20 protein-coding genes are annotated in these 25285 nt (G+C 38.3%); 13 read left to right on the top strand and 7 right to left on the bottom strand.

The window, feature by feature from the left end; genetic code table 11:
- Positions 1-23: 23 nt before the first annotated feature.
- From BLR60_RS00715 to BLR60_RS00705, 3 genes are all read right to left on the bottom strand, one after another.
- A complete protein-coding gene (locus tag BLR60_RS00715; protein ID WP_090496659.1) occupies positions 24-3356 on the bottom strand; it encodes a SusC/RagA family TonB-linked outer membrane protein in 3333 nt (1110 codons plus the stop codon).
- A gap of 271 nt (positions 3357-3627) precedes the next feature.
- Positions 3628-4746: a FecR family protein gene (locus BLR60_RS00710; RefSeq protein WP_090496143.1), complete on the bottom strand. Its 1119-nt coding sequence runs from the start codon at positions 4744-4746 to the stop codon at positions 3628-3630.
- 143 nt (positions 4747-4889) lie between these two features.
- On the bottom strand, positions 4890-5474 hold the full coding sequence (locus BLR60_RS00705; RefSeq protein WP_090496142.1) for an RNA polymerase sigma factor: 585 nt from the start codon (positions 5472-5474) through the stop codon (positions 4890-4892).
- A 382-nt stretch (positions 5475-5856) separates the two neighbouring features.
- Between BLR60_RS00705 and BLR60_RS00700 the strand changes: the two genes are divergently transcribed.
- Together BLR60_RS00700 and BLR60_RS00695 are read left to right on the top strand one after the other, a co-directional pair.
- Positions 5857-7128, top strand: coding sequence for a C45 family peptidase (locus BLR60_RS00700; protein ID WP_090496141.1), 1272 nt, complete (start codon positions 5857-5859; stop codon positions 7126-7128).
- Between the two features lie 785 nt (positions 7129-7913).
- Positions 7914-8636, top strand: a complete 723-nt coding sequence (locus BLR60_RS00695) for a LytR/AlgR family response regulator transcription factor (protein ID WP_090496140.1) — start codon at positions 7914-7916, stop codon at positions 8634-8636.
- An 89-nt stretch (positions 8637-8725) separates the two neighbouring features.
- On the opposite strand, the gene BLR60_RS00690 is transcribed toward BLR60_RS00695, so the two are convergent.
- Positions 8726-8905 (bottom strand): histone H1, encoded by a 180-nt coding sequence (locus BLR60_RS00690; protein ID WP_057933955.1) that lies wholly within the window; start codon positions 8903-8905, stop codon positions 8726-8728.
- A 347-nt stretch (positions 8906-9252) separates the two neighbouring features.
- Here BLR60_RS00690 and BLR60_RS00685 point away from each other — a divergent pair, with 347 nt between their 5' ends.
- From BLR60_RS00685 to map, 3 genes are all read left to right on the top strand, one after another.
- Positions 9253-10407, top strand: a complete 1155-nt coding sequence (locus BLR60_RS00685) for a helix-turn-helix domain-containing protein (RefSeq protein ID WP_167354652.1) — start codon at positions 9253-9255, stop codon at positions 10405-10407.
- Positions 10408-10580: 173 nt separating this feature from the next.
- Positions 10581-11192, top strand: a complete 612-nt coding sequence (locus BLR60_RS00680; protein WP_090496138.1) for a Crp/Fnr family transcriptional regulator — start codon at positions 10581-10583, stop codon at positions 11190-11192.
- A gap of 198 nt (positions 11193-11390) precedes the next feature.
- The gene (gene map, locus BLR60_RS00675) at positions 11391-12191 is read left to right on the top strand and encodes a type I methionyl aminopeptidase (protein ID WP_090496656.1); all 801 of its coding nucleotides are present in this window, start codon (positions 11391-11393) and stop codon (positions 12189-12191) included.
- 83 nt (positions 12192-12274) lie between these two features.
- On the opposite strand, the gene BLR60_RS00670 is transcribed toward map, so the two are convergent.
- Positions 12275-13399 carry an AI-2E family transporter gene (locus tag BLR60_RS00670; protein ID WP_090496137.1) on the bottom strand — a complete coding sequence of 375 codons (1125 nt, stop codon included), beginning with the start codon at positions 13397-13399 and terminating at the stop codon, positions 12275-12277.
- 231 nt (positions 13400-13630) lie between these two features.
- Here BLR60_RS00670 and mnmE point away from each other — a divergent pair, with 231 nt between their 5' ends.
- The 5 genes from mnmE (at position 13631) to BLR60_RS00645 (ending at position 18464) form a co-directional block, all read left to right on the top strand.
- Positions 13631-14989: a tRNA uridine-5-carboxymethylaminomethyl(34) synthesis GTPase MnmE gene (gene mnmE / locus BLR60_RS00665; RefSeq protein WP_090496136.1), complete on the top strand. Its 1359-nt coding sequence runs from the start codon at positions 13631-13633 to the stop codon at positions 14987-14989.
- Positions 14990-15181: 192 nt separating this feature from the next.
- Positions 15182-15751: a Crp/Fnr family transcriptional regulator gene (locus BLR60_RS00660; protein ID WP_090496135.1), complete on the top strand. Its 570-nt coding sequence runs from the start codon at positions 15182-15184 to the stop codon at positions 15749-15751.
- A gap of 80 nt (positions 15752-15831) precedes the next feature.
- A complete protein-coding gene (locus BLR60_RS00655; RefSeq protein ID WP_090496134.1) occupies positions 15832-16566 on the top strand; it encodes an SDR family NAD(P)-dependent oxidoreductase in 735 nt (244 codons plus the stop codon).
- A gap of 215 nt (positions 16567-16781) precedes the next feature.
- A complete protein-coding gene (locus tag BLR60_RS00650; protein ID WP_090496133.1) occupies positions 16782-18026 on the top strand; it encodes a DUF2252 domain-containing protein in 1245 nt (414 codons plus the stop codon).
- 198 nt (positions 18027-18224) lie between these two features.
- Positions 18225-18464 (top strand): hypothetical protein, encoded by a 240-nt coding sequence (locus tag BLR60_RS00645; protein ID WP_090496132.1) that lies wholly within the window; start codon positions 18225-18227, stop codon positions 18462-18464.
- A gap of 201 nt (positions 18465-18665) precedes the next feature.
- Here BLR60_RS00645 and BLR60_RS00640 read toward each other — a convergent pair whose 3' ends face one another.
- Entirely contained in the window at positions 18666-19496 is an 831-nt protein-coding gene (locus tag BLR60_RS00640; RefSeq protein ID WP_090496131.1) for a M12 family metallopeptidase, read from the bottom strand.
- Between the two features lie 327 nt (positions 19497-19823).
- Positions 19824-20279, bottom strand: a complete 456-nt coding sequence (locus BLR60_RS00635) for a PA2169 family four-helix-bundle protein (protein ID WP_090496130.1) — start codon at positions 20277-20279, stop codon at positions 19824-19826.
- Positions 20280-20867: 588 nt separating this feature from the next.
- Here BLR60_RS00635 and BLR60_RS00630 point away from each other — a divergent pair.
- The 3 genes from BLR60_RS00630 to BLR60_RS00620 form a co-directional block, all read left to right on the top strand.
- A complete protein-coding gene (locus BLR60_RS00630; RefSeq protein WP_090496129.1) occupies positions 20868-21161 on the top strand; it encodes a hypothetical protein in 294 nt (97 codons plus the stop codon).
- A 194-nt stretch (positions 21162-21355) separates the two neighbouring features.
- Positions 21356-21925, top strand: a complete 570-nt coding sequence (gene infC, locus BLR60_RS00625) for a translation initiation factor IF-3 (protein ID WP_090496128.1) — start codon at positions 21356-21358, stop codon at positions 21923-21925.
- Between the two features lie 637 nt (positions 21926-22562).
- On the top strand, positions 22563-25285 hold a 2723-nt coding region (locus BLR60_RS00620; RefSeq protein ID WP_090496127.1), incomplete at its 3' end, for a PAS domain S-box protein.

Here is a 25285-nt window from a genome sequence, read left to right as displayed (position 1 = left end):
TTTAAATCTGTTAATAATATAGCTTAGAAAGCGGCTCTGATAGAGAAGGTTAAACTCCTGGTAAATGGATAGTTTATTCCCCTTTCTTCTTTTACTGATGACCAACGCACCACATCATTTGCCGTTACTTGAAACATAAGGCTCGACATGGCCAATTTTGACGCGATTTTTTTATTCATATCGTAAGAAAAGTTAACTGATTGCAGGTTGATCAGGTTATCAGGCTGTATAAACCTGGAGCTAACGTCCGTTTCACCATTATCTGCTATGTTTTTATAAAAGGACAGGTCGCCAGGTTGCTTCCACTTCTCCTCAAATACCCGTTTATCAACATTATATCTTGGGTCGGCATTTTCAACACGCTCTACCAGGGTGAGGTTGTATTTGTCGCCACCAAAATAGGTTTGAAACTGCACGTACAGGCTAAACCTTTTATAGTTTACTGTTCCACCAAAATAGCCGCTTACTTTAGGGTTAGGATCGCCAATTACCACATAATCTCTCTTATCGTAATCGTAAGTTAGTGTACCATCTTTTTTAAGGTATAACTCCCGTCCATTTTCCGGATCAATGCCTAAAGAGCGCACGCCGTAAATGGCATTAAATGGTTGTCCTTCGCTAAACCTAAGCAATGGAATACCCCTGTAACCTCCGTCGCCAGGCTTTAGTGATTGGAGTTCGTCTGCCCTATCGTTGTATTTCTTTAAGGCGTTTGAAATTCTTACCACTTTGTTTTTATTGGTAACCAAATTGGCATTCAGATTTACCGACCATTCTTTGCTTCTTACAGCTTCTACGTTTATGCCCAGCTCCGCACCTTTGTTTTCCATATCGCCGAGGTTTTCTTTATAAGATAAAAACCCTGTTGACGGAGGTAAGGTAATATCGGCCAAAATGTCTTTGGTAAACTTTTTATATATCCTTGGCGTAATCATTACACGGTCTTTGAAAAGCCCAATGTCTACACCGATATCCGTCATCCTTGTTTTTTGCCAGCCTAGGTTTTCATTGCCGTAACTGTTCACCCCTGCACCTATGCCTGATGAATACCAGTTTCCGGTGTTATACTTGTAAATGGTTTTTGATAAATAAGGATCAAACTCTACTGACCCGGTAAGACCTGTAGAAGCTTTTATTCTCAGCTGGCTAATTACGGGGTTACCCTTTAAAAATTCCTCCTGGTGCACATTCCAACCTAATCCGAACGACCAAAACGGAGCCAGTTTATTGTTTACACCAAATTTTGAAGAACCATCAATACGAACAGTTCCATCCATCAGGTACCGGTTTTTGTACGAATAGTTTACCGAAAAAAACGAACCGAATAAACGAGCCTTTTCAAGCCTGCTTTGCGGTTTTCCATCTTCAGCATAACCTTTAGCAAAGCCAATGCTGGTAAAACGATCATTAGCAAAGCCAATGGCCGTAAATTCTTTCTGATCGCGCAACTCTGTACGGGCATTTACCCCGACCAAAGCATTAAAATAATTACCGCCAATCTGCTTTAACCAGGTTAACCTAATGTTACTATCCCAATAGGTTTCTTTCATTTCCCTGTTGGTATACTCCCCTTTTTCATCTATTTTATCGGTGGTATACAGGTAATATTTATTGGCCAGTGGCGAGGTAAAAACATCATCAGAATTAGATCGTGTGGTTACACTCATCTGTGCCCTTAATCTCAGGTCTTTGGCCACTTCTAAATCAGCAGAAAGGTTATCGATAATTTCGGTGTACTTCGATTTATTAAAACTGCTTAAATTGGCATCAAATAATGGATTAAAAACATATTCTTTTGACCGATCTTGTTTTTCATATACATCCGAAATCCGCATCGCCATGCCATTGGCATCTTTTAACGGGTAATAAGGGTTCATCCTTACATAATTAGAAAAATCGCCATATGGAGATTCGTTAGCGCCTACCTGTGTGATGGACAACTCATTTCTGAACTGAAGTTTCTTCACATTGTACTGAAAACTCATTCCACCAGAATATTGATCCCTTTCAGAACCCTTCATCGCCCCTGGCCTGTTCTGGTAACGAAGATTTACATTGTAGCGGAATGCCTGCGAACCACCATCAAGATTTACAGCATGTTTATGGCCTATGGTATTCCGTAGCGGCTGTGATAACCAATAACTGTTAACCCCACCTACCACATTGGCTTTTTTGTGGTAATAAATTTCATCCAGCTGATCTTGTGGAACCTGCTGTTTTGAAGAACTGTACAATCCTGCCAAAACCTCGTAATCCAGTTTTTGAGCTGCATCTAAAACCTGGTAATCACTCAGATCAGCAGCAGTTAGATTCAGTTCGTAATTGTATTCTACACGCAGTTTTCCTTCTAAGGGTGTTTTAGTAGTAATCACAATTACACCATTGGCGGCGCGAGAACCATAAATTGCCGTTGCAGCTGCATCTTTTAGCGAGGTAACTGACGCAATGCGGTTTACATCCAAATCAAATACTTTTTGTACGCTCACTTCATATCCATCAAGCATAAACACAGGCATGTTTGCCGTTCCAAGAATATCATCTCTTCTCAGCACCTGTCCATCACCGCTGGGTAATGCCGAAGCTCCCCTAACATTAATGGAGGGAATCCTGTTCGGGTTTGAACCTGCCAAATTATTGTCGATCAGTTTAAAGGAAGGATCGAATGTGCCAATGCTTTGCAGCAAATTTTGTGGATTTACCCTTCTCAGTTGTTCTCCGGATATGGTTACAGCGTTACCGGTATAGTTATCTTTTTTAATCGTTTGATAACCTGTAACCACCACATCATTCATTTGGGTCATTTTTGAGGTAAGCTTAACGTTTAACGTTTTAGCACCTGTAACCTTGGTTTCAAACAATTCGTAACCCACATAACTGAAAACCAAAACGCTTCCATCATCAACATTGACTTTGAATTCGCCTTTTTCATTGGTAATGCCTACGCTTGCACCATTTTTAACGGAAACATTAACGCCGGGAAGGGTTTCGCCTGTAGCTTTATCGGCAACAACACCTTTCACCTCGATTTTTACCGCTACACTTGCTGCAACCGCTGGTAAATTCTCCTTACGGCTAATCACAATGGTTTTATTAACAATGTTATAGCTTAGGTTTTGATCTTTTAATGAAGCATTCAGCGCATCTGTAAGTGATGCATTATTGAATTCCACTATTACATCAGTTTTATCCTGCAATAATTGCCCCTTATAGAAGAAAAAATAGCCAGTTTGCTTTTTTATCTCCTTAAAAACCTGTTTAAGAGACGTTTTTCTTCGAGAGAGCGTAACGGTTTGAGAAAATGCGGCCGCGGACAAATGTAAGGCGCCGACCAATAGTAAGATTGTAGTCAATTTCATGACCAATAAAAATTTAATCTTTACCCTCCGCATGTCGCACACGGGGTTGTAAAGGGTAGTTAATTTCATACCTTTGTTATGAATGAGGTTAAAAAATAGCAGCTGGGTTTCGAAGCAAGCTGCTTGTCCAAATTTCTACCGGAAGCGTTGCCACGCTTTCGGTTTTTTTTAAGGTATTCAGTTAAATTTCCGGTAGTTTTTTCATCATAAAGTTTAGTTAGTTGGTAATTGGTTGGTTGATTTTGTGGCTGTTTAAAGAAGCCGTTCTTGTTTAATTTCCTGTTACAGTTATTACTTTGCCCTTAGCATCAATATGAACGTGGTTCAGTTCTAATATTTTAAAAACCTCGGCCAGGTTGCTGTTTCTCGGTATTTCCCCTACGTATTTTTCTGATGTAATTTTGCCCTGATAAACTACATCTACATCATACCAGCGGGAAATCTGGCGCATAATGCTCTGCAAATTGTCGTTATCGAAAGAGAAAACATTATTTTTCCAGGCCATTTCTTTATCTATATCTACCTGATCATTTAGCGATAACCCGGTACTGGTTGCATTCAATATCGATTGTTCACCCGGATGCAGATTTACCGAACCCGACCGGGAACTTACTGTTACGGCACCTTCCAAAAGCGTAGTTTTCACCACAGCTTCATCCTTATAAGCGTTAATATTAAAATGCGTACCTAAAACTTCAACTGTTTGTGTCCCTGTTTTTACCCTAAAAGGACGGATACGATCTTTAGAAACTTCGAAATAGGCCTCACCAATTAATTCTACCAGTCTTTCATTTTTTGCAAAAGCATAAGGGTATTTTAAAGTTGTAGCTGCATTAAGCCAAACTTTTGTTCCATCAGGAAGATTCACCTGATACTGGCCCCCACGCGGCGTAGCAATAGTATTTGAGCCTGTCACAGCTGCATTTGGGGTTTCTTTAATGATATATTCGAGCTGACCATTTTTCGCTTTCCTGATGACAATGCCACTTTGATTGGCGATCTGACCATTTTTGGCATCATCCAGATCCACAACAGTTCCATCTGCCAGGGTAAGCACGGCTTTATTTCCTCCTGGAAGAATATTTTTTAATTCGGTTTTAACAGTGCGAGGAGGAGCGTAACGCAGCATTACAAAATAAAGTCCAACGCTCAGGCATAAAATCAGGCTTGCAGCGATTGCAACCCATTTAATGGTGAGCATTTTTACAGATTTACCACGAGGACTTAACCGGTTCCAAACTTCTTGTTTGCTGGCCTCTATTAAGGAATGATGAGGTGCATCTTTTTCAAAAGGTAATTGTAGGTACCAATTTTCTATAACAGCCATTTCTTCTGGCGTACAATTACCAGCAATATACTTTTCTAAAAGCTTTTTCGCATTTTTCTCCATTAAAAGAAAGTTTGTTCGGGTTGATTAATGTATATACGGCTAAGGTATAGGCTTGGGGGTATCAGAATATTATTTTTTTCTGAAAAATAATTCTGACGTAGCTAATTTGGAGAAAAAGATTTAATTACGCACCTGAAAGCACCTTATTGATAGGTTTTAAAGAGGAAAGCTATATAAATAGCTACACCCAACCTCGATTTCAGAATCCGTAGTGCTTTTTTAACCTGGGTTTTAACCGTTAATTCCGAAAGACCTAATGCTAACGCAATTTCCTTATGCGTTTTATTCGCTTTGCGACTTAAAATAAATATTTCGCGCATTTTGGGTGGCAAAGCATTGATTTCTTGCTCAATCAATAATGCCATTTGCTTTTCACGCACCAAATAATCAGTGAGTACATGATCCTGATCTATATAATCCTGCAAAGAATCGACGTATTTGCTTTCTACTTTTTGATGTGCAAAAACATCCAGCACACGGTTACGTACAGCTGTATATAAATAAGCGGATAAATTACCGTCGGGTGCTACCTGTAAACGTTTAACCCATAGCGATTCGAACAATTGATGCAATACATCTTTCGCTTCTTCTTCATCGTTTAAACGTTTACTGGCGTGGATGAAAAGTAGTCCATAAAAACGGTTGTAAATTTCGGTAAAAGCCAGTTCATCACCTTGAGTTAACAGGTATGCCAATTCGCTATCAGAATATGAACGGTAAATACGCATAGAGATGATACAAAGATAATACAAATACAATCGGTTTCATTGCATCACACAGGCACTTATCTCACTTATAGCCTTTATGTTTGCAATTTTTTACACAGCATCCAGCTATTTTAGATAAATGCAGATTTGTTCCGTGTCTATCCATTTTTATCGCTGTTTAGCTATTCTACCTGCGACTAATAGCATGAAATAAATCCGATACTGTCTTAACTAGGCATAAACAATAAGAATTATTATATTTACATGGTTTGGTAATGGTCGCATATTGTACGGTATTGAAAATATGCTGATCCCGATTTCGGTTAAAAAGTGTGCGATGTAGGCGCTAATATATGTTTAAGCGAATTGGTATAAGCTTGGCACCATTGAAGAAAATTTAAACATGAAAAAAATAACAACACTTGCGGTAATTGCTATATTTATTTTCTTTAGGCAAAGCCAAGCATGTACAGTAATTTCCTGTGCACTAAAAGGCGAAGTATTTGCTGCAGCGAACGAAGATGATTACATGGGCTTTGCGAGGATGTGGTTTAACCCTAAAACTGCAGAAAGATATGGTTCGGTTTGTTTCGGACTGCCTGATCTGCAAGCACAGGCCGCCATGAATGAGTATGGCCTGTTTTATGATTTTACCGCACAAAACATAGATCCTGCTAAATATCACCCTAAAAATATCTACCAGGGAGATCTTTTTTTTGAAATTCTTGGCAAATGTAAAACGGTGAAGGAAGCTTTGGCTTATCTTGAAAAATACGATTACTCGATCAGCTCGCAGGTATTAATTGCGGATGCACTTGGAAATTCAATAGTGATCAATGCCGGAACGAAATTACCCAAATCAGGATATTATCAGATCAATACAAATTTTGATATCAGCAAAGTACAAAACGAAACCTATTCATGCCGGAGATACGACCTCTCTGAAGGGATGTTAACAGAAGCAAAAACGATAAACGTTCCTTTTTTTCGCGATATATTAAATCGTACCCGCCAAGAAGGAAAGTTATCTACTATTTATAGTAATATTTACGATCTTAAACGTGGGATGATAACCATGTATCACTTTCACGACTTTGAGCACCCCTATGTAATTGATTTAAAGAAAGAATTAGCAAAAGGTTATCGGTTAGAAAAAATAAGCGATCATTTTCCTACAAGTTTTGCTTACGAGCAGTTTTTAATGAGCGATAAGCCAATGTACCGGAAAGAGATGATATTGGACGAGATCAACCAAAAAGGATTACAGCCCACTGTAAACCGCTATTTCGAATTGGGTAAAAATACGGAAAAAAAAGACAACACAATCAACAACATTTTATTAGAAGTGGGTATTCAATTGGTTAAAGATGCCTATAACAAGCATGCCAATGGTGGAATTTGGGAATACTGGTTTGCAATGCCGGGCGGTTTTAAAATAGAAAGTTTTAATGATAAACGTTTAAATGCAGCTGCAGCATTATTCGATTATTTAGGTGCTGAAAAAGGAATAGACACCAAATTAAAGAACTTTATTTATGAGTTAAGTGCTTATGTCAGGCTTATTCAGGGTAACCGGGATAAGGCGAAAGCATATTATACAATAGCTGCAGCAAGCGGTACCGACTCCTGGCCGATATCGTTTAACAGATCAAAAAAAATGCTGTCTATTTTATAAAAACCGTTTAAACTTAGCGCCTGTTTAAATTTATCCAGCAAATGTAAATGTACTTTGCTATCACAGTGATTTGAGCAAAAGCGCTGTACCAATACTTTTAAATAGTATTCTACTACGCTGAAGCTGATAAAGATAAATTTTATTTATTTTTCAAAAAACTGATCGCACTTAAACATTGTAGTCAGATATTTTGAAATACTTAAAGGAGTAGACTGAATGAACTAAAGCTGATCTGATTAAAAATTCCTATCTAAAAAAGAGCGCTAATTTAGATAGGAAAGAGAGATAATTTAGATGCTATGCGTCTATAGGTAGATGTTAAGTATTTATCAAAATAAAATGATTCGCATCTTAAATTCATTCATTTTTTAAATCATTTACTAATATCGCATTTCATTCTCATTTCCGGTATTTGCTTACACAGATCGGCCTGTTTCCGTTACAGATCGGTACAAATACGAATTAAATTCTGACATCAATAATTACAATACTAGTAACTTTTTCTCCTCATCATCCACGCCGTAAAGTAAATATTGCAATCTTACACACAGAATGACCAACAATTTTTTCAAACTGCACACAAAGTATCATCTTTCTACCGATCAGATCAATGAACCATAAAATTTTATTGGATTATACCTGCTAATTGCCCTTACATAAACGATCAAGCTCTTTTTGTTATTCTGAATAAGCTTACAGAGAGAAAAATTAAGGTAAAACGTGATAATTATTCTATTTTCATTGCAAAAAGGTGTAAATTCGTTATATAAAAATAACATTTACAAATGATTAGGTGTATAGCCATTGACGACCAGCAAAACTCGATCTCGGGTCTTGAAAAATATATTGCGGACACTCCGAATATGGAACTGCTGGCTAGTTACACCGATCCGATGGCAGCGCTAAACGAACTGAAAGATATTGATCTGGTAGATGTGATATTTATGGACATTCAAATGCCACAGCTTTCGGGCATTGAACTGTCTAAAGCAATCCGCTCTAAAACCCGAAAACTGATATTTACTACTTCGCATGAGGAATATGCCTTTGAAGCTTTTGAAGCAGATGCAGATGCCTATTTACTCAAACCTTACGGGTATGCTAAATTTGCCTTCACACTAAACCGGGTTTTTGGACAAGAAACAGAAGATGCCGCACAAGAGGATTATTTCTTTGTGAAAAATAAATCCGAAGCACACAAAGCTGTTTTAGTACGATACGCAGACATCATTGCTTTTGAAAGTTTTCACAACTACATCAAAATTCATACTAAAGAAAAAGTAATTATTGCCTATTTAAGCCTGAAAGATATTAAAGAACAGCTGAACATAGATAAAGGATTTATTCAGCTGCACAGAGGTTATATTATCTCCATCAATCATATTTTACATGTTGAAGGTACGAGATTAACACTATCTAACCACATTAGCTTTACCGTTGGCGATCTTTATTATAATGATTTTCGTGACTTTTTTACCGATAAATTGGTTACCAGCAAACGCAAGTAACATTACAGATGGCTTAAATATAGACATCAGATACAAACAAAAAAGCCCGTCTAGGTGTAGATGGGCTTTTTGTTTAAAGCGAAAACAAATTATTTTGCGCTATTTTTTTTATCAGTTACCTCAGCTCTAATTTCCTGGGCTAAAACTTTTAAGTCTTGCATAGCTTTACGTACACGTGTACCTGCTGCAGCATTACCACCATCATAAAATTTTGTTACGTCTGCTTCAACAGAAGAGATTAGATCTTGCACTTTTTTAAATTTGTCCATAATTTTTCTTTTATAGGGATGGTAAACATCCGTTAATTAAATAATATTACTTTTCCGCTAACAATAAACGGGCCGCAAAACTATTGCTTTTTATAAATTAATCAAACGTTTATGCCAAATCATTATTGCAAATAAGATAAAAACCGATGAAAAAATAAGAGCCGATTAGCAATATAAGTTATAATTAATTAAAACTACCCATTTTTAATGTGTTGAGCGCAACGTATTTTATCAAAAAAATTTAGACACGGATTTTAATATTGCAATTATGTCTTATCTTGGTGGGAAATATGCAGTCGTTAAATCTTCTTATTAGTACTACCTGTTTATTTTTACTTTTATTCTCCATGCATCTTTTTTTCGCGAAAAGAGGGAATAAACTGCTAAACATCTTGCTTTCTGTTATATTTTTTGCACGATTTGGACAGATTCTGACTTCACTGCTCTTTAAAGCAGGCCAACCTCACGCTTTAGCCTTTTTTCATCAAACTTTTACTCCCTTTTATTTTGCGGCCCCAGCCTGCTTTTATCTATACATTACAGGTTTTCTTCAAGACCAGAAACATTTACAAAAAGTAGAATGGCTCCACTTTGTCCCTACTTTGCTGCCCATTATCCATGTGATCCCCTGGCACTTGCCCGTAAAAACCGATTGGAACTTGGTGGGCACCCAGTTAGCCCAAAACGGTTACTTCTCCTTAAAAGCAAACACCGGCCTCTTCCCGCCATATCTGCATTCCATATTTAGACCACTATTGGTAATTGGTTATTTATGCGCCACCTGGATTGTGGTACTGCGCCTCAAGAAAAAACCACAACTTCTACCCGAAAGTGAAGGCAGAACATGGATTATCTTTTTTCTTCGGGTTGCAACTTTTTTTCAGTTGCTTGGCTTGCTACCCATTACCTTCAGAAGCTTCCATATCCCGTATATCAATTCTTATTTTATCGTACTTAACTGCCTAGCCCTGCTGATTATTTTATTATATACGCTTCACAAACCCTATATTTTTTATGGTTATCTGTTGGTAGCGGTAGACTGGACTAAAAAAACTGCAAGCCAGCAAACTGATACTGATACCGTATCAGTTCCCTTAATGGCAGAAAACCCAATACAGCGCCCTATAGCAGTAAAAAAAATTAATCTTTTAGATGCACAGCTGGTTGATTATGCTTTTGCCATTAAAGAAATAATGGAAAAAGAACAGCTTTACCTTGTTCACGATTTTCAAATTATCGATCTTGCTGCGAAACTTAACCTCCCTATTCACCACTGTTCTTTCGTGATCAATAAACAGATTGGCAAAAATTTCCGCGATTGGATAAATGGTTACCGTGTTGATTATTTTTTGAAACAGTATCCTGTAAAATCTGATAAAATAACCATCGAAGCCATTGCTTCAGAAGCTGGCTTTAAGAGCCAGGCTACATTTTATAATGCATTTAAAAAAGAAACAGGTTTAATGCCAACAGCCTATTTCGCCCGGGAATTAGGCCATTAAACTGCAATACAACCATTTTTTAGTCTAACTATCGTATCGTTAGAGATAACAGATACCCCATTCGTTAGTGCAAAATAAAAAACCAGATACCTTTGGTTTCAGATCATCATGCAAATGGCGTTTAAAATGAATATGCCAAAGATCTTTTTCCAGAATTATTACAGGTCTCAATTATGCACTGCAAAACATCATTTTTACGTCCGCTTTTCGATTATCTTGAGCAATTCCACCCATTAGCTGAAGCCTTTAAGGTCGAACTCGAAAAATCCTGTAAGCTTATTCATATCAAAAAAAGTAAACATATTCTTTCTCCAATAGATACGAATGTTTATTTATATTTTTTGGTAAACGGACTTGTACGTGGTTTTGTGCGCGATGGTAAAAACGATATCAGCACCTGGTTTAGCACCGGCAACGAAATTATTGGCGCTATACGTCACCCCCATCAGCGGCCCAGCCATTCTTTCGAGTATCTTCATGCCCTGGAAGAGTGCCAGCTTATCTGCATTCCATACACCCTGATCGATTCAATGTATGACCATTATCCGGAGGCCAACTTAATCGGCAGAAAGCTGTTTGCGCTTCAGCATTATGCGGCGTCAGAAAGAGCTATCCTGGCACGCATACCAAAAGCCATGGGCAGGTACCGTAAACTTCAGGAAAGCGGACTGGATATCAACAGAATACCGCAGCGTTATCTGGCCAGCTATCTTGGCATGCGGTTAGAAACCCTGAGCAGAATCAGACACAAGTTTTTAACCCTCGATTACCGCCTGTGTTCTTAATTTTTAACAAATCTGATTAATCTGGCAGTCGGAGCTGCCAACCTATCGCTTCTAATCAACAAGCAAATTGAGTGGAAATAGGTTTTATCATGTAGTACATCAAAAAATCTGCAATGTTGCCACTAGGTGAATCAACTATTTTACACACATTCTTTCATGCTTTACTCCCTTTCGGCTTCTTTTGCTAAATTTGCAGCAATGATTTTATATAAAACCAACGAAGAAGTAGAACTGATGCAAATTAGTGCGCTTTTGGTGAGCGATACCCTTGCAGAAGTAGCTAAAATATTAAAGCCGGGCATTACCACCCTTGAGATTGATAAAATAGCAAATGAATTTATCTTGGATAATGGTGCTGTACCTTCCTTTTACAATTATAATGGTTTTCCTTTTCATATTATCACCTCGGTAAACGATGTGGTTGTACATGGTTTTCCAACAAAAGATGAATTGAAGGATGGCGATATTATATCAGTGGATGTAGGTACAATTAAAAATGGTTTTCATGGCGATCATGCCTATACTTTTATCATAGGCGAAGTATCTCCAGAAATATTAAAGCTTGTTAAAACAACTAAAGAATCGCTTTTTCTTGGAATTAAGGAAGCTGTTGTAGGCAAACGCATTGGCGATATTGGCGCAGCCATCCAAAGCCATAATGAAAAGCAGGGTTACGGAGTAGTAAGAGATCTGGTTGGTCATGGTTTGGGTAGAGAGATGCATGAAGATCCGCAAGTGCCTAATTATGGCAGGAAAGGCACTGGTTTATTGCTAAAAGAAAATCTGGTAATGGCCATTGAACCGATGATTAACATGGGTAAAAAAGACGTGTTTCTGGATGAAGACGGCTGGACCATCAGAACGGCAGACGGCAGTCATTCAGTGCATTTTGAGCATGATGTATGTGTTAAAAAAGGTGAAGCACTTATCCTTTCTAACTATGCCCCTATTGAGGCTGCAGAAAAGCAGAACAGCAATCTTAATACTTCTTATTATTAAATATAACATAAAACGCAAGGAGATCTTGTAAAAATTAGATTCCTTGCATTTTTTGCTTCTATATACTTTCTATTATTAAAAAGCTACTCTTTTTCAGTGCCCGATTTGATAACCACCGGCTTTTTCTTTCTAAAATTAGGGAAGGTCATCGGACTTCTGGCCGGGCGTTCATCCCCAAGTAATACGCCCCATTGTTTAAATGATTCGGTACGATCGAAGATAATTTTAAGTACAGCCACGATAGGCAAAGCCAGGAACATGCCCGAAATTCCAGCTATGCTGCCGCCAATAAATACCCCAAGGATAGCAAACAAAGCATTTATTTTCACTTTAGAGCCCACAATACGGGGCATTAAAATATTATTATCCAAAAACTGAACAAAAGCAATTACCCCTAAAACGGTCAGCACTGGCCATAACTCCTGCGATGACGTAAGCGTTAGCAACACCCCTATCACGTTCCCGATTAATGCGCCAACATAAGGGATCAGGTTTAATATGGCAAAGATTACCCCAATCAATAAGGCATGTTTAATACCAATTAACATCAATATCCCACCCAATAAAATGGTCATGTAAGTGATCTGAATTAACAGGCCTATCAAATAGCTTTTAATAATCGATTCGGTTTCATAAATGGCTTCTTTCACTTTCGGATGGTCGTCTGCTTTAAACCACATGAAGATGAAGCGCAATATGATGTCTTTATAGAACAGCATCAGGTAAATATAAATAGGCAACAAACCGATAAATACAAAAACACCACTTAGCGTAACAGCAGCACCACCAGCCATCGAGGTGCCCATGTTCATTAAATCATCGCTTTTGGCCTGAATAAAAGCCTTTTGCTGTTTATCGTTATAATGGGTAATGCGACTAATCCAATCGCTTAGCGAATTGATATGCTGTGTTACATTGGCCTTTATCTGTGGAAAATCTTTAACTAAGATTCCAATCTGGCTCGAAAAAAACCAGATAATCAAAGCCACAAATAGGGCTACCAATAAGATGGGTAAAATAATGGCTAGCGATTCGGGTACTTTTTTCTTTTTTAAAAAACGATAAACGGGCAACAGCATAATGCTGATGAAAAATGCCATCAATATCGGCATGATAATATCTCGTCCGATAACCATTACGGCTGCAATGGCCATCAGCCCCAATAACTCTATCGATCGTTTTACGGTCAGGGGTAAATTATTCGTCATAAAAAGCTTATTCTGATTTGAGATTTAAACACAAGGCGGGGTTGAAATGTTTTGAATAATTGCTTTGCGTATGGGGTTTAGCAGCGGGAATTGGTTTGGAGTTGAGCGCTGGGAGTTTGGAGTTACTTAAACGACTTAAATAATTACCGATTAACCAATACTTAAAAAATTTACTTCCCATACACCATATACCCATAGATTAGCCTTATTTTTGCAGCTTTAATACCACACATGAATAATCAAGATACCATTATTGCTTTATCTACTCCCTCAGGTTCTGGCGCCATTGGCGTAATCAGGTTATCTGGCCCTGAGGCTATTTCACTTACCAATGCCGTATTTGCAGGAAAAGATTTAGAAAAGCAGGCCACACACACTTTACACTTTGGCTTGATTAAAGATGGTGATCATATTATAGATGAAGTGGTAGCAAGTTTATTTGTTGCCCCAAAATCTTATACCAAAGAGAATGTGGTCGAAATTTCCTGCCATGGTTCCAACTACATTATTCAACAGATTATTAACCTGCTAATTAGCAAAGGTGCCCGGGCGGCCAAACCAGGCGAATTTACTTTGCGTGCCTTTTTAAACGGTGCTTTCGATCTCAGTCAGGCAGAAGCCGTTGCCGATTTAATCGCCTCCAACTCCAAGGCTTCGCATGATGTGGCCATGCAGCAGATGCGTGGTGGTTTTGCCAACGAACTAAAAGGTCTACGCGAACAGTTGATCCACTTTGCTTCAATGATTGAACTTGAGCTCGATTTTGCCGAAGAAGATGTAGAGTTTGCCAACCGCGAACAACTAAAAAACCTGGTTAACAAAATCAATTACGTTTTACAACGACTCATCTCCTCTTTCGAAATGGGAAATGTAATTAAAAATGGCGTACCCATTGTAATTGCGGGTAAACCAAATGTGGGTAAATCTACCTTATTAAATGCCCTGCTGAACGAAGAACGAGCCATCGTTTCGGATATCGCCGGCACTACACGCGATACTATTGAAGACGAACTGACCATTGGCGGCATTGTTTTTCGTTTTATTGATACTGCTGGAATCCGCGATACCGCTGATATTATTGAAGCTTTGGGTGTAGAACGCACCCTAGAAAAGATGAAACAGGCCAAACTGATCATTTACATGGCCGACGCCGCTCAAAGCATTGCAGAAATTGAAGAGCAGATCCGCGGTTTAGCACAATTGGGCATCCCCTATTTAATTTTGGTCAATAAAGCCGAACTCCTTACTGATACTCAACGCAAGGCTTTTGAAGCTTTAAACGTCGTTTTCGTTTCTGCTAAAGCGAAACAGGGTATCGACGAATTAAAAACTACTTTACTGGAGCAGGTGAACTTACACCATATCAACACCAGCGAAACTTTGGTTACCAACATCCGCCATGTAGAAGCATTAAAACAAACTGAACATGCGTTGCAAAGGGTTTTAACCAATGTAGATAACCCGGTAACTTCTGATTTCTTAGCCATGGACATTAAACAGGCCCTGCATTATCTAGGTGAAATTACCGGTACCGTAACTACCGACGACTTGTTGGAGAATATTTTTACGAAGTTTTGTATCGGAAAATAAAAAGGCTGAACAGAACAAACTAAATCAATACAAATATCTGAAAATCAGATTATTATAAACTTTTCGATTAAGTTCCATTTCCAGGTATTTTGTGTGACATTATTAATATTTACCTCCGTATTTGCCCACCAAGCTATATGGTTCAAGTCTAAATGCTAGTATTTGTTGAATCTAATTTGATAGCTTTGTAGCATGAAGGAATTTATAAATTTCCTGTTGCAATTCGGAAACCTAAGCCAGCCTCAAATTGACTTGATTAAGAGCAAGTCAATAGGTCTGGAACTTAAAAAAGGGGATTGTTTTTGGGAAACTGGAAAAGCTTCGAAACATGTGGGTTTTATGACATCCGGAATTCTTCGTGTTTACTATAACAACGATCTTGGAGATGAGATTACGCATTATTTTGTTGAAGAAAATCACTGGCTATCAGATTGGGACAATCCAGATCAACCTTTAATGCCTGTTGCAAACTTACAGGCAATTACAGAATGCTCTTTTGTTGCGTTCTCAAAAAAAGATTGGAACGCCTTACTACAGGCCGTAGTTGGATTAAATGACATCATTCAAAGAATAATTATAAAACATAAATCAACAAAGCTGGAAAGAAGAAGTCCTTTGATCACTGAAAACACCACAGCGCGATATTTGTCTTTCCTGGAACAATATCCAAACATGGTCAACCGTATTCCACTATCCTATGTTGCATCCTACCTGGGAATGAAACAGCAGTCTTTAAGCAGGGTGAGAAAAAGCATTCGTTGATCGCTTTTTCACAAATGTGAAAAGAATCTATTTTTTGTTGGCGCAGATTTGCAAGATTAAATTCTAAAATCAATAAAAAAATGAAAAAAGTATTCATTACAGGGGCCAACAAAGGAATTGGTTTCGCTACCGCAAAACAACTTTTGCAAAAGGGCTTTTATGTATATTTGGGTTGTCGCAATCTTGAACGGGGCTTACAGGCACTGAAACAGTTAGCATCAGAGGGCTTGACCAACACAGAAATTGTGCAAATCGATATAACAAATGATGAGTCTGTAAAAAATGTCCGGATTGAACTTGGAAAAAAAGCAGATCGAATAGATGTCTTAATTAATAACGTGGGCATTACCGGAAATATGCCACAAGATGCGCTGAATGCATCCGTTTCTGAATTTGAAAAGGTGTTTAACACCAATTTATACGGCACTTTAAGAGTGATTCAGTCGTTTACGGATTTGTTGGAACAATCGGAAGAGCCACATATTATTAACATCAGTTCGAGTATTGGCTCACTGACGCTTCATGGCGATACCAATTGGAAATATTTCGAAAATGCCAATATTTTTATGGTGTATGCCGTGTCAAAAGCTGCACTTAACATGTATTCCATTTCGCTCGCGAACCAGCTTCCAAAATTCAGGGTTAATGTGGTTGATCCAGGGTTTATCAGAACTGACCTCACAAATAATCAAGGAAAAGGGACACCTGACGAAGCTGCAAATACAATTGTGAATACAATACTGAATAAAAATATACCTACCGGAACATTTGTAAGCGAAGACCATGATCCTGAAACCCGGGAATGCCCTTGGTAATTTTTTAGATAAGGTAATATAATCTGGTATAATTATCTTAATCCCATAGGAAGCAACCATAATTAAATCAATTTATAGAGGCTTCCTTGGGATACCAAAAGGTTTAGATTGGTTCATTTACCGTACATTGAACATCCTATCGGATTTCAATAATCCAGACAAGAACCCAAAACCATTGTGCCCATCAGGTTGTACTAGCTATAAGTTATAAACATATGTCAGAACGTTCCGATAAAATCAAAGCATTCAATAAAAATCGATTGCCATCAATCATCAGGCTTAAATACAGTGCCATGCGTGAAAATGCATTCAGGTTTTACCGCGGCACCTGCCATCTTTTCTATGAAAGAATCGCTTCCCTGAAAACAATGCCTAAATCGCCGGTCGGATGGATCAGCGGGGACCTGCACCTGGAAAATTTCGGTAGTTATAAGGGTGATAACAAACTGGTGTACTTTGATCTCAACGATTTCGATGAAGCAGTAAAGGCACCAGTGCTATGGGAAGTGGTGCGTTTGGTAACCAGTATCTTAATCGCCTTCCAGACGCTGGAGATCGACGGGGAACAGGCTATGAATATGGCTGCGCTATTCCTGAAAAGTTACGGAACAACCCTAATCGGTGGAAAAGCAATGGATCTGGATCCAAGAACATCCAGAGGTATCACAGGTGATTTTTTAAGACGTGCAGAAAGGAGTTCTGCAGACGAGTTATTGCAGAAAAGAACGTTAAGAAAAGGACGAAAGCTGCTGCTTGATACCAGCGATGAGCGGCACTTCAAACTGAAAAAAGAATTGAAAAGCGAACTGATCAGCCACATGGAAAATTGGCTATCAAATAACAGTGATAGCCCATATAATTACCGCGTAAAAGATGTAGTTTACCGCCTGGCCGGAACGGGAAGCCTGGGCCAGAAACGATACCTGTTCCTGCTGAAAAGCATACGTAAAAAAGACCGGTACTTGCTGCTGGATATGAAACAGGCTTATTCATCTTCCATAATACCCTATTTGGATATTCCCCAACCCAAATGGGAAAATGAGGCGCAGCGTATTGTTTCAATACAGAAGCGCATGCAACATGTTTCTGCATCCCTGCTTTCTACTGCGACGTTCAAGGGCGAGGATTACGTGGTTCAGGAATTGCAGCCTGTAAAGGATACCCTTAAGTTTAAACTCATCAAAGAAGAATACCGTAAACTTTACCAGGTGATCGATGACATGGGCATGCTTACTGCATCCGCTCAGCTCAGAAGTTCGGGAATGGACGGGTCTGCTACAAAAGATGAGCTGAAAGCCTTTGCCATCAAAACCGGATGGCAGGAGCAAATTCTTAACATCGCCACCGAACAGGCCGCATTGGTATGTGCAGACTATGGTGCCTTCCAGCAGGATTACAGAAACGGTGCTTATGAAAACCAACAGAAAAATAAGAAGAAAACTGAACCGATATTGGATTAACCCTTTAAAGCAACACATTTTCACGGTATATTATGCCTGTAATTTTTAGGCGTTAACAAACGAACCAAAAGAGGTCAAAGGGATTGCTTTAATAGAAAATACAAAGGAATAAGCAATTTCGAGTCTACTCCAAACCAAACGACAAAAAATTTGTCTTATGATAGTGTCTGCACCAAATGCAGACAGACAATTACTACTATGGAAAACTTAACATTATCCGAAAATGCAAAAGGGTTTATGGACTACGCTGTCGACACGATTAATGCCATGGACGGTGCTCCGGAGCATAGTCCAGCCCAAAAAGATGAAGTAATCACTCGCCTTAGTAGGCTTAAAACCTTACTCAGTGAACTTGAACAGTCTTATCTTGATAATACGCCCGGTGATATGTCATCACCTGTGGATCCCGAATATATTGCAGCTGCCGGACACAGCTAAACAATAAGGCATATTTTATAACAGATTTTTTTCCTCCAGGCACAATAAAGATTAGAAAATTACGCTTATATATACGAGAGCGTTAATTTAGATTTAAACGGGCAGCTATCTTAGGATAGCTGCCCGTTTTTCATTTCTCAAGTAATTAATACCTGCGATATCAAACATCATTTTTTCAGCAGATTAACGAAGAGCCGAAAATTAAATACCATAAATAGTTTTCACCCAGCTGGCATCTTTGGTGGATGGGGATTTTGTACCACTCCAGGAATTATCGATCCAGGTAGAACCATCTAATCGGGTTGTGGTTGGAAGACTACTGTTTATCGCGCCATAACCATTGTATGATCCATAAAGCATAATAGAACTGATATCAAATGTCGTCCCCCCATAATTCATACCGGTAAGTTTATTATAACCCGATTGAGCTGATGCACTTATATTATCCCATTTTACAGCAATGTAAGCGTCACGGTCTGCACGTAGCTGCTCGTGGTGTAACCCAATGGCATGACCCAGCTCATGTACAACAATGCCTTTAGCTTCGGGATTTGAAAGATTCATCGTGGCTCCGCTAACATAGCCTACCGTACAATTATTTACACTCCCAGGTTGTATCGTGAGGTAGTAGCCGGAAGTTACAGCTTCGAAGATGATTCCGGATTTTGCAGTCCAATCGGCCATGGCAGTTAATATCGTATTAGTCTGCGAAGTGGTAAATCCCGCGGCAAATCTATAGGAAACTTTGTGGTTTGGCCACTTGTATGCGCCAGCTGGTCCGTGTCCCTCAGTTGTCACTTCTGGCAGTCTTGTGGTGATTTGCTCATCTGGGATAACCATATCGCCATTGAAGATATTTTTACCATTAATCCGCTCATAACTGATTAATGATCCCAGATAATAGCCCTGCCTCAGTTCTACAGTTTTTTTTTCCTCTGAAACATTTAGTGCATCATTACTCGTTTTTTTACATGCCTGAGCTAGCAATAGCGATCCTGTTAGGAACAGCATAAACAATTTTGTGTTTTTCATAATATTAATTTTGTAGTTTTAATACTAAATTAATGTATTTTTTAATATTATGAAATTTAAATACCTTTTTATTGACATCGTCAGGTTGTTAGCTGACTTTTGATGATTGAATCGAATACAGCTATCACATAAAAGCATGTGCAAAGCAGGTTTAAAAAACTTTTCGTAAAAGACAGGATTAGCCTTGCGCACTGTTGATGTGAGATCATAAAGTGAGATATAAGTATGGTGCCCACTATCGCTTATACAGGCTGAATTTTTAAAATATCAGCCAACGAAAAAAGCCATCAAATAACTGATGGCTTTTTACCTAAAATAATGAATAGCTTAAGCGTGAGCATCTCTCAATGCTTTAATCGCATCATGGCTGGCATTAATACCTTCTTGTTGTTTTAACAATACCGTTCTAACATTTTCCCCAAGCTCATTTTCTGCAAGAGCATCACGATATGCTTTTTTAATTGCATCTTCACCGCGTTCGCACTCTGCCAGGATACTGTGCCTGTCATCGCCACCGAAGGTTGCTTTAATATCGATCCAGGCTCTGTGCAGCGTTCCTAAAATTGTATTTCCAGTATCAGGAGTTTCAGCATTTCTGCCAACTAACCCGGCCAGTTCTATAACGTTGCTGCGACTATCAGACGATAGTTTATCAAAAATTGCTTTTAAATCAATGTTTTCTTCTTTAAGATCTGCTGCTGCTTTATCAAAACCATCTGCTCTATCGTTGTTGATCTGAATCAGATCATTTAAAATTTCAACTGTTTTTTCTGTATTTTCCATAGTTAATATAATTTTTAAATACAACAGGGAGAGCAGAAATATGTTTTAGTGAAGCAAAATAAATCCGTAATATCCATATATATTTATACTTAACCAGATTCGTATTAATATATGGCAAACGCATATCGACAAAATCCTATATGGCTATGAGAGCATTCAAATCAAAATTCAAAGCCAAAACCAACTGATTTGCTGTAGCTGTCCCTTTGATTAAACAAGTCGTAAGAAAGCAATGTTGCCTAAGTGACAGGATAACCAAAAGCTTGCATTTACACCCCTCATTAGGTGTCCAGATCAATCAGCCGAACTGGCATCAATAGCCGTACAATGGGCAGAAAAGGAATGCCAGCTATGCAACCGGACAGATATACGGTGCAGCCGGAGGGAATAGTCACCCGTAAAAAACTTAAGCTGTTGCCGGGAGAAATATTTATCATCCGGTATCAACTTAATTGAGTTTGGTAAAAACTACTAAAAGTTCTTAATGGTTAACGCCTGGGCGATTCCCATTCGGCACTTAACCAATGCCCATTTAAACGCTAAATAATATCTTTTTAAACTTTTTAGCTTTCTAATCGTCTATTTTATATGATAGAAACACAAGAAACCTTTAATTTCACTACAATGCCTTTTATTAGCGGTACTTTAGCGCTGATTTTCGGAACATTTATTTTCATGTTCGCAATATGGCGAAGAAACAAACGGAGAAAACTAACTGGAATCAGTGAGTTCACCTGTACGGACAGGATGGTAAACACCAAAAGCACCGAAAAACTGTTGCAATTTTTAGCACTGGTGCTGTTGATATCAGGTTTCATGCTCATTACCTTCGAAGCGCTAAGGATTGAAGATAACGCAGCGCACGAAGTGACTACAAGCTAAATAAAGGATAGCATTATACTCAAACTTGAGATACAGTTTATTGATACCCGATTAGAGAATAGATTAGCTTAAATGTACGGGCAGCGTCATGATTTCGCCATCGGCTTGGCTTTCTCCTCTAAAAAAGCTATATTACTATTGTTATATCAATTAACCGCTCTATTAATAGAATTTTTCACTAAAACTTTTACAATTTGGCATTAAAAAAAGCAGGATTTTACAGGGGGCCACGCTTACCCTTCAGAAAAAAAGAAGCAGAACATAAAATAAATGAGTTTATAACCGCACCAGAGGTGCGTTTGACGGGAGAAAATGTTGAAACTAATATTTATCCGCTCGCAGAAGCACTCAGGATGGCTAAAGAACTGGATTTAGATCTGGTTGAAATCTCACCAAATGCCGTCCCACCCGTTTGCCGGATCATCGACTACAGCAAATTTCTTTACGAACAGAAAAAGAAACAAAAGGAGATTAAAAGTAAGGCCAAGCAGACTATTATCAAAGATATCCGTTTCGGCCCAAATACTGACGATCACGATTTTCAATTTAAACTTAAACACGCGGTTTCGTTTTTGGAAAGTGGTGAAAAGGTACGCGCCTTTGTTCATTTTAAAGGTCGTTCTATCGTATACAAAGACCAGGGCGAAATCCTACTGTTGAGATTTGCACAAGGTTTGGAAGAAGTAGGAAAAGTAGAACTATTGCCAAAACTGGAAGGCAAGCGTATGTTTCTGACACTGGCTCCAAAAGTCGGGAAAAAATAAAGAATGGCAATCTATATCTTTAAAATTTAAGCACTAGCCCACCTCTCTTCAGTACATGTTTTAAGTCGGATGCAGTTTTATCGGCAGGCAATGGCTGGAAGCTCCGTATTACATGTTCCAAACAGCTGGGTAATAGCTTGAAGTCACGTTTGTGAGCGCATCCATCAATTGCTGGCTAGAAAAGGACGCGAAAGCACAAACCAGATACTACTTATTGACGATGCGCAATTGTTGATTTTATATTAAAATTGGTAGCAGTACATTTCGCTACCAATTTTATCGATCTTTTAATTCTACGCTCCTAAAATTCACTCAAGCTTAGCTTTGAATGTTCCTTTAGGATGGCTCATGAAGCTGTCCCCCAAAGTTTTTTCAGATATTCCATCAAGAATGGATGGTTAAAAAGCCAGGTGCACATTTTGGAATGAAATCTGTGCATACTTTAGCGTCTCCCAAAAGACCATGCAAACATTGGGAATTACTCAAATCTTTTTGAAAAGTTGATATTCATCAAAATGCTTTCACTGCTGTTTTGATAATAATTTGCCTAATAGCATGGATTTATCACATGATAGCAGCGTAGTAACCAAAATTTCCTTAATTTGTATCCACAATATTAACGTAATGACGCTACTATATGGATAGATACCCTGTTCCTGCTAACGAAGACGGACGAATTAATAAGCTCAATTTTTTTAACCTTTTAAAGTTGAAGAAAGATCCGCAATTTGATATTTTTGCAGAAACAGCTGCTCTTATTGCTGATTGTCCGGCTGCACTTATCGCGATGATGGAAAGTGAATCACAGGTGATCCAAAGTTGCATTGGTCTTAATTTTGATTCCGTAGATAGAAAAAGCACGTTATGTCAATATGCAATTGCAAGTGGTGATGTTGTAACAATCAATGATACATTAGCAGACGAAAGATCATCCGAGAATCCACTAATATTGGCAGGAGGAATTCGCTTTTATACAGGAATCCCGCTGATAGATGATGAAGGATTTGCATTAGGCACCCTATGCGTTATCGACTATCAGCCTAAAACATTGACAGAAGAGAAAGTGACTGCGCTGCAAAAAATTGGAAGTGCTGTCACCAAGCTACTGACAGGAAAAAGAAAAGAGATTGATGCTAAATACTTTCAGCAGATCTTCAATATCTCCAATAATCTGATTTGTGTTCTGGATAATAACTTTATACTCAAAGATGTTAATCCTACTTTCGAAAGGGTTTTCCGGTTTAATAAAACTGAAACTCCCGAACAGAATTTTTTAAACGTTTTAGGTGAACATAATAATGAATTGCAAATACTCATCAAAAAGCTGCCCGATGTTCAGGAGGAAGTTACATTTTCTACTTCCACAAAAATCAGTGATGGTTCAGCTATTATAGTAGAGTGGTCTTTAAATCAGAACCAAAACAATTCTGAGATTTTCTGCTTCGGCATCAATATTACCCAACAAATCGAAGAAAAACAACAACTCGAAAGTTCAGAACGGCGCTTTAGAAGCTTTTTTGAAAATGCGATTGGCTTGATGAGCATGCATGATATGCAGGGAAATATAATTTCAGTTAATGAAAAAGGAAGAAAAACACTTCAATATTCGGCAGAGGAAGTCCAAAAATTAAATTTAAAAGACCTCGTCCCCGAACAGAACTGGCCTTTACTTGCACAGTATCTTGAAAGGGTCAATGACAATAAAGAAGATCTCGGAACTATGATCCTAAAATCGAAGGAAGGAGAAAAAATGATATGGATGTATCATAATTTGGTAGAAACTGACACCCAGGGAATGCCTTATGTTGTAAGTACAGCTTTAAATGTTACAGAAAGAATGTCTCTTGAAAAAGATTTGCTGTACACTAAGAAAATATTAGAACAGACAAGTGCGGTAGCACAGGTGGGAGGTTGGGAAGTCAATCTAAAAACCAATACTATTTTTTGGTCGCAATCTACCAAAGAAATACATAAAATAGACAAACCATTCCAGCCTGATTTTGAAAATGCATTGGGATTTTACAGTACAGAAAGCGGAGAAAAAGTAAAATCATTATTTGAGCGAGCGGTGCAAGAAGGAATACCATTTGATGAAGAATTGCAGCTTATACCTAATGATGGAGTGATGATATGGATAAGATTGAAGGGAATACCTGAATTTGAAAATGGGGTTTGTACAAAAGTGTTTGGGATTATTCAGGATATTGACACCTTTAAAAAAGTTTATATCGAACTGGCTACGCAAGAAGCTATGTTACAGTCATTTGTAGCATATGCTCCTATTGCAATAGCAATGTTCGATAAAGATCTCAACTATCTTTCGGTAAGCAGCAGCTGGAAAAATGAGTTCCAGATGTATGATACAGATCTTATAGGAAAAAATATGTTTACTGTTTCACCCAATGTACCGGATGAAAGGAAGAAAATATACAGAGATGCGCTCGAAGGAAAAGCGTACATAAATAGAGATATGGCTTTAGAAGTTCCTCATAAAGAGGGAATACAGCATTATAATATTGCGGTTAGCCCCTGGTATTTATCGGATGAGGTGTTGGGAGGAGTTATTATTTCTGCACAAAACATTACGGATTCAGTAAAAACCAATGAGGAATTGAAAAATGCAAAAGAAATAGCGGATACGGCAAGCAAGGCAAAATCAGAGTTTCTAGCCAATATGAGCCATGAGATACGAACGCCGCTGAACGGCGTCATCGGGTTTTCTGATCTTTTGCTTCAAACTCCGTTAAATGCAATACAAACACAGTATCTCAATTACATTAATGAGTGTGGTGAAAACCTGTTGAACATTATTAATGACATTCTTGATTTTTCTAAAATTGAATCTGGAAAAATGGACCTTTTGATAGAGAGGGCCAATGTTTACGACATGGTGAGTCAGGTCATCAATGCAGTTCTTTATCAGTCTCAGAAAAAAAATATCGAACTTCTTTTGAATATTGAACCGGGATTACCTGATGTAATCTGGCTCGATGAAACAAGATTGAAGCAGATTCTGATCAATCTGCTTGGGAATGCCGTAAAATTTACAGCACAGGGCGAGATAGAACTTAAAGTGGAAAAGCTGAATATAGACGATAAAAATATATCATTGCGATTCTCGGTAAGAGATACAGGAATTGGTATTCCTGTAGAAAAACAGCAGGATATCTTTGATGCTTTCACCCAGGAAAACAGTTCTATCAGTAAACAATATGGAGGAACCGGTCTCGGGCTTACCATTTCAAATAATATTTTGAAATATATGGGAAGTAATCTTACTTTGGTAAGTGAGCCCGGGAAAGGATCTGTTTTCTTTTTTGATATTGAGATTCCTTTTGAAATTTCTGATCAAAGCGAAAA

The sequence above is a fragment of the Pedobacter terrae genome (assembly GCF_900100705.1).
GTDB classification, from domain to species: domain Bacteria; phylum Bacteroidota; class Bacteroidia; order Sphingobacteriales; family Sphingobacteriaceae; genus Pedobacter; species Pedobacter terrae.
The sequence above is the reverse complement of the archived record's forward strand: the minus strand, read 5'-3'. Positions and strand labels throughout refer to the sequence as shown.